At 75.9% G+C, this 6,347-nt stretch carries 7 protein-coding genes; 3 read left to right on the top strand and 4 right to left on the bottom strand.

Features of this window, described 5'->3' with window-relative positions:
* Positions 1 to 720: 720 nt before the first annotated feature.
* Positions 721 to 960 (bottom strand): hypothetical protein, encoded by a 240-nt coding sequence (locus tag ACI79K_RS16590; protein WP_456590636.1) that lies wholly within the window; start codon positions 958 to 960, stop codon positions 721 to 723.
* Positions 961 to 1,031: 71 nt separating this feature from the next.
* Complete coding sequence (locus ACI79K_RS16585; protein WP_456590635.1) at positions 1,032 to 1,289, bottom strand: hypothetical protein; 258 nt, start codon at positions 1,287 to 1,289, stop codon at positions 1,032 to 1,034.
* 205 nt (positions 1,290 to 1,494) lie between these two features.
* Between ACI79K_RS16585 and ACI79K_RS16580 the strand changes: the two genes are divergently transcribed.
* The gene (locus ACI79K_RS16580) at positions 1,495 to 2,460 is read left to right on the top strand and encodes a glucosyl-3-phosphoglycerate synthase (RefSeq protein WP_456600242.1); all 966 of its coding nucleotides are present in this window, start codon (positions 1,495 to 1,497) and stop codon (positions 2,458 to 2,460) included.
* A 95-nt stretch (positions 2,461 to 2,555) separates the two neighbouring features.
* Positions 2,556 to 3,392, top strand: coding sequence for a glycerophosphodiester phosphodiesterase (locus tag ACI79K_RS16575; protein WP_456590633.1), 837 nt, complete (start codon positions 2,556 to 2,558; stop codon positions 3,390 to 3,392).
* A 169-nt stretch (positions 3,393 to 3,561) separates the two neighbouring features.
* Here the strand turns inward: ACI79K_RS16575 and ACI79K_RS16570 are convergent, their stop codons facing one another.
* Complete coding sequence (locus tag ACI79K_RS16570; protein WP_456590632.1) at positions 3,562 to 4,227, bottom strand: HAD family hydrolase; 666 nt, start codon at positions 4,225 to 4,227, stop codon at positions 3,562 to 3,564.
* 118 nt (positions 4,228 to 4,345) lie between these two features.
* On the bottom strand, positions 4,346 to 5,461 hold the full coding sequence (locus ACI79K_RS16565; protein ID WP_456590631.1) for an NDMA-dependent alcohol dehydrogenase: 1,116 nt from the start codon (positions 5,459 to 5,461) through the stop codon (positions 4,346 to 4,348).
* 175 nt (positions 5,462 to 5,636) lie between these two features.
* Here ACI79K_RS16565 and ACI79K_RS16560 point away from each other — a divergent pair, with 175 nt between their 5' ends.
* Entirely contained in the window at positions 5,637 to 6,338 is a 702-nt protein-coding gene (locus tag ACI79K_RS16560; RefSeq protein WP_456600241.1) for a TetR/AcrR family transcriptional regulator, read from the top strand.
* Positions 6,339 to 6,347: the final 9 nt, after the last annotated feature.

Here is a 6,347-nt window from a genome sequence, read left to right as displayed (position 1 = left end):
CTGCCGATCCGCAACTACCTGCGCCAGCTCGTCAACCAGGCCCTCGTCGACTGAGGAAGGACCCCGTCCTCCTGACGCCTCGCACGCTCGGCGCGAGCCTCTGGACGGGGCCGCCGCGGGGGGGGGGGGGGGGGGGGGGTCGGGGGGGGGGGGGGGGGGGGGGGGCCGCGCCCCCCCCCCCCCCCCCCCCACCCCCACCACAACACCACCCCCCCCAACCCCCCCCCCCCCCCCCCCCCCCCCCGCCCCCCCCCCCCCCCCCCCCCCCCCCCCCCCCCCCCCCCCCCCCCGCGCCACCGAGCGGAAGCCGACCGACGACAGCGGCACGTCCCCGTCGTTGCGCAGGTCGAAGGGCACCTGCACGACGTCGCCGGGCAGCATCGCCCCGCCGGAGAACGGCACGCTCTGCCCGCCGGCCGCGGCATCCAGCCGGATCGACACCACCCCCGCCTGCACCTCGGTGTCCACGCTGTCGCTGCTGCTGAACCCGCCGAGGGTCCCCAGTCCCGCGACCGCGCCCACCGCGGCGAGCACGGCGACCGTGCCCACGACCTTCGCGGTGGTGCTCTGGTGCGCCACGGCGCTGCTCGTCCGGCTGCTCACGTCGCTGCCTCCCCTGCTCGTACCGGGGTGGCGGCTCCATCCCGGCACGAGCCACCCTGCGCGGCCAGCCGCAGGGTCGTGTCCAGCGATCCGCAAGAAAAGCGCAGGACGGCGGCGTCAGCCCCGCGGCGGCGCCTCGGCGGGCCGGCGCGGGCAGGGGGCGGCCGCGAGCACGAGGAGCGCCAGGACGGCGACCGCCCACCCCGCCAGGATGAACAGGTCACCGGCGTGCACGCCGTGGTTGCCGACGATCGTCAGCAGCACCGGCCCCTCGTTGCGGTACTCGCCGGTGACCAGCAGGAAGGCGAACCCGGAGACGACGGCTCCGGCGACGAGGGCGCAGAGCCAGCGGAGCATCGGACCACGGTAACCGCGCCCGGGCTCGGTCCGCCCTTCCCGAGGAACGGCGGCCCCGCGCGGTGACCTCGTCAGGGCCGGGCGGCGCTCCCCGCACCCGGCGGGGCACCGCCCGCGCGGCGGCCGTCGCCCCCCGGCGGGCTCTCCGCCGCCAGGCGCGCGGCCTGCGCCCGGCGCTGGGCGGACCGGCGCAGCAGCACCTGGGCCTGGACCGCGTCGGGGGTGCGCGAGGCCCGGTCGGCGAGGACGTCGGCGGTCTCCAGCAGCAGCGCGACCCGCCGCCGCTCCTCGCCTCCCACGCGCGCTGCGGGCAGCTGACCCGAGGTCATGCCCGCATGGTGCGGGAGGTCCGGCCGGCCCGCGACTCGGCGCCCACCGGGACCGGTTCCCCGACCGGGTGACGCGGCCCCACGAGCCGCTTCCCGCGGGCCCGCACCGACCCGATCGCTCACCGCCGGAACGTTCACGTGACGGCCCGGTGAACACCGGGGAGACCGCCTGGTGCCCGCACCGGAGCTGGACGACAGTGGGCGCGTGAGACCTGACGCCCGCGCCTGGTTCGCCGACCGCACCACCGCTGCGCGCTCCCTGGCGCAGGTCGATCCCGCGGGCCTGCTGCAGGCCAAGCGCCGTGGCGGGCACCGGGTCAGCGTCGTCCTCCCCGCCCGCAACGAGGAGGCGACCGTGGGCCGGCTGGTCGCCGACCTGCACGCACACTGGGTGCGCGGGGTGCCGCTGGTCGACGAGCTGGTCGTCGTGGACTCCGACAGCACGGACGCCACCGCCGACGTCGCCCGGGCCGCCGGCGCCGACGTCGTCGCCACCACCGACGTGCTGCCCGCGATGGGCACCCGCCGGGGCAAGGGCGAGGCGCTGTGGAAGTCGCTGGCCGCCACGACCGGCGACCTGGTCGTCTTCCTCGACGCCGACCTGCTCGGCGACGTCGCCCACTACGTGCCCGGCCTGCTGGGGCCGCTGCTCACCGACCCGCAGGTCAGCTACGTCAAGGGCTGCTACACCCGGCCGCTGTCCGTCGGCGGGGCCGAGCAGCCCGCCGGCGGCGGCCGGGTCACCGAGCTCACCGCCCGCCCGCTGCTCAACGCGCTGTGGCCGGAGCTCGCCGGCTTCGTCCAGCCCCTCGGCGGCGAGTACGCCGGGCGCCGCGCGGCGCTGGAGCAGGTGCCGTTCGTCTCGGCGTACGGCGTGGAGGTGGGCCTGCTCGTCGACCTGCTGGGCCTGGGCGGGCTCTCCTCGCTGGCCCAGGTCGACCTCGGCGAGCGCCGGCACACCTCGCAGAGCGTCGAGGCGCTGGGCGAGATGGCCGGCCAGGTGGTCGCCACCGTGCTGGCCCGGGCGGCGTGCACCCGCCAGCCCAGCGGGCTGCTCACCCAGTTCCGGCACGACGGCGCCGGGTTCGTGCCGCGCAGCAACGCCGTCGCGGTCGACGAGCGCCCGCCGATGATCACCGTGCCCGAGTACCGCGCGCGCCTCGCCGTCTGACGGCGGCGCCCACCGCTCGCGGAACGCGCGGCGGGCGGGGAGGATCCCCGCGTGCCTCCCGTCCGCGCTGCGCGCCGCTCTCCCCGCCCGCTGCGGTGAGCGGCCCCGAGGTCGTCGCCCACCGCGGGGCCACCGCGGACGCCCCCGAGCACACCCTGGCCGCGTACCGGAACGCCGCGATCGTCGGTGCCGACGCGGTGGAGGTCGACGTCCGGATGACCCGCGACGGCGTGCTCGTCTGCGTCCACGACCGCAGGATCCGGCACACGTCGAACGGCCGCGGCGTCGTCTCGGCCCTGCACCTCGCCGAGCTGGAGCAGTTCCGGTTCGGCGCCCGGCGCGGCCGGCTGGACCGGTGGAGGGACGACACGATCACCGCCGTCACCGACGAGCCCGACATCGAGAACGGCCTGGTGCTGACCCTCGACCGGCTGCTCGAGTACGCCTCCGCCACCCCCGGCTCCGTCCGGCTCGCCATCGAGACCAAGCACCCGACCCGGCACACCAACCGGGTGGAGCAGGAGCTGGTGCGGTCGCTGCGCCGCTACGGCCTCCTGCAGGGCGACCGGCCGGCGCAGTGGGCCGGGCGGCCGGCGTTCCGGGTGATGAGCTTCTCCCAGCTCGCCGTGCGCCGGATCCGCGCGCTCGCACCGGGCGTGCCGACCGTGCAGCTCATCGGCAAGCGCCTGCGCTCGGTGCGCACCGAGCTCCTGGGGGGTGCGATGAGCGCCGTCGGCCCGGGGCTGGCGCTGCTGCGGGCCGACCCTGGGTATGTCGCCCAGGCGCACGCCGCCGGGAAGGAGGTGCACGTGTGGACGGCGAACACGGCCGCCGACATCGACTTCCTCGTGTCGCTCGGCGTCGACGCGATGATCACCGACCACCCGGACGAAGCGCTGCGCCGCCTGGGCCGCTCCTCCACGGCCTCCTGAGCCTCCGCACCACCGCACCGCCGCACCGCCGCACCGCGCCGCACCCCACCACCGCACGCACCGGCACCGTCCCAGCGCCCTCCGGGATCCCTTCCCCGCTCGCTCCGCCTCTGAGTGCACCTGCACTCAGAGGCAGAGCATCCGCGGAGCCCCTCGGGCGGTCCTCCGGTCAGCTCAGGTCGAGGCGATCCAGGGCGGCGGCGAGGTCACCGGGGGTGTCGAAGACGTCGATCGCCCCGGCCTCGCGCAGCTCGTCGTCCCCGAACCCGCCGGAGCGCACGACGAGGGCCGGCATCCCGGCGCGCTTCGCCGCCGCCACGTCGAAGACGGAGTCGCCGACCATCACGCTCGGCGCACCCACGGGTTCGCCCAGCTTCTTCACGGCCACCTCGAGCAGATCGGGGGCGGGCTTGCTCGACTCGACGTCGTCACTGGTGGTCCAGGCCTCGGCCAGGTCGCGCAGGTCGAGCAGGTCCAGCGAGTGGTCGACGTGCTTCGCCTTGCCGGAGCTGGCCAGCACCACGCGGTGCCCCCGCTCACGGAGCGCCTGCACCAGCTCCCGGGCGCCGGGCAGCGGCGCGACCTCGTCGATCAGCCGGTCGAACTCCTCGGTCCAGCGCTCACGGGCCTGGCCGCCGATGCGCTCCTCGACGTCGTCCCCGCCGAGCGCGGCCGGGAGCCGGTCGCCGCCCATGCCGATCAGCCGGTGGATCCGCCAGATCGGGAAGGTCTCCCCCAGCGACCGGAAGGCCCGGTACCAGGCGAGGGCGTGCTGGTAGTTGGTGTCGACGAGCGTGCCGTCGACGTCGAGGACTGCGATACGGGGAGAGCTCACGCCCCCGGGGCTGCCCACCCGGCGCCCGTTCCGAACGCCGGCTCCGTCCAGAGGCTCGCCCCGTCGCAGGGCCCGGCGCGAGCGGAGCGAGTGCTGGGGTGGGCGACGGGGTGTTTCCTCAGTCGGCGTGGACGAGCAGCCCGCGGACCGTCTCGCCGGCGGCCTGGTCGCGGTAGCCCTGGTTCACCTCGTCGAGGGCGTAGCGGCGGGTGATCAGCCGGTCGAGCTCGAGCCGACCCTCCTCGTGCAGCCGCAGCAGCCGGGGGATGTCGGTGAACGGGTTGCACGAGCCGAACATCGAGCCCTGCACGCGGTGCTCGAACACCGTGGTGAGCTGGCCGTTGAGCGTCGCCCGGCCCTCCTCCGGCCGGTCGGCGAGGGCGGTGAGCACGAGCGTGCCGCCCTTGCCCAGGCAGGCCGAGGCGGCCTTGTAGACCTCCCCGGTCATCTTCCCCACCGTCACGACGACGACGTCGGCACCGGTGCCCCGGGAGAGCTCGCGCGCCAGCCCCACCGCCTCCCCGGCGTCGGCGACGGTGCGGGTGGCGCCCAGCGACTCGGCGAACTCCCGCTTCATCGCCACCGGGTCGACGCCGATGACGTGCATGGCGCCGGCGTGGACGGCCCCCTGGACGGCGTTGACGCCCACCCCGCCGAGGCCGACCACGACCACGGTGTCGCCCGGCCGCACCCCGCCGGAGTACACCGCCGAACCCCAGCCGGTGGGCACGCTGCAGGCGACGAGGGCCGCGGTCTCCAGCGGCAGCCAGGGGTCGATCCGCACGCAGGAGAACTCGCTGAGCAGCGTGTGCCGGGCGAAGGCACCGATCATGCAGAACCCGCCCAGCGGCTCGCCGTCGAGGCGGTACGGGAAGGTGCCGGTGGGCAGCTGGCCCGTGGCGATGGTGGCGCCCTTGTCGCAGAGGTTGGAGCGGCCGGAGGCGCAGTAGCGGCAGTGCCCGCAGGCGGGCAGGAAGCTCGTGACGACGTGGTCGCCGGGTGCCACCCCGGTCACGCCGGCGCCGACGGCCTGGACGACGCCGGAGCCCTCGTGCCCGCCGACGATGGGGTAGCGGCCGCCGGGGTTAGCGTGCCGCAGGTGCTCGTCGGAGTGGCACAGGCCGGCGTAGGCCATCTCGACCAGCACCTCGCCGGGCCCGGGGTCGAGAACCTCCAGCTCGACGATCTCGTACTCGGCTCCTGCCTCGCGCAGCACCGCAGCTCTCGTCCGCACCGGGCGGCTCCTCCTCGCAGTCGTCGTCCGGTCGCCCCGGGCGGGTCGATCCGCGGCCATCGTGCCTGGTGGCGCCCGGTCCGCCGCGCAGGCCCCCGACCAGAGCACGCCCGGCGACATACCGGGCGGTCGGTCCTGACGGCGGTGGACACGTTCGGTGCCTAAGCTGTGCACCGTGGGTGAACTCAGCGACCGCCGTGCGCGGAAGAAGGCGCAGACCCGGGCCCACGTACGGGCAGTGGCGCACGAGATGTTCGCCGAGCGCGGGTTCGAGGCGGTCACCGTCGCCGACATCGCTCGCGAGGCCGACGTCGCCGTCCAGACGGTGTTCAACCACTTCCCGACGAAGGAGGAGCTCTTCTTCGACGGGCGCATCCCGTGTCCGCACGGCCCGGCCGACGCGGTCCGCAACCGGCCGCCGGGGACCACGCCGCTGGTCGCGCTGGGCGACCACCTCGCGGAGGGCGCCGCGTACTTCGTGGCCCTGCACGTGCGTCCCGAGGAACGCACGTTCACCGACACCGTGCACGAGAGCCCCGCGCTGGCCGGCTACGAGCAGCGGATCCTGTTCGAGGCCGAACGGCAGCTGGCAGGTGCGCTGGCCGAGGCGTGGGAGACCGACCCCGAGCCCGGGATGGCCACCTCGCCGGTCCTGTTCTGCCCGCGGATCGCCGCCCCCCTGGCCGCGGCCCTCTGGCTCACCGTGTCCCGGGTGGTCGTCGTGGAGCAGCGGCGGGTCGTCGAGCACGCCGCCGACCACCGCACCGCCGCGACCGAGGTGCGGACGCTGACCGACAGCCTGATGAGCGGGCTGTACGCGCAGCTGGGCCTGGAGCCACCGGCGAACGTCGCCTCGCTGCCCCGCCGCGCCGGCTGAGGCGTCGCC

It is taken from the genome of Blastococcus sp. SYSU DS0616 (genome assembly GCF_054051015.1).
The sequence above is the reverse complement of the archived record's forward strand: the minus strand, read 5'-3'. Positions and strand labels throughout refer to the sequence as shown.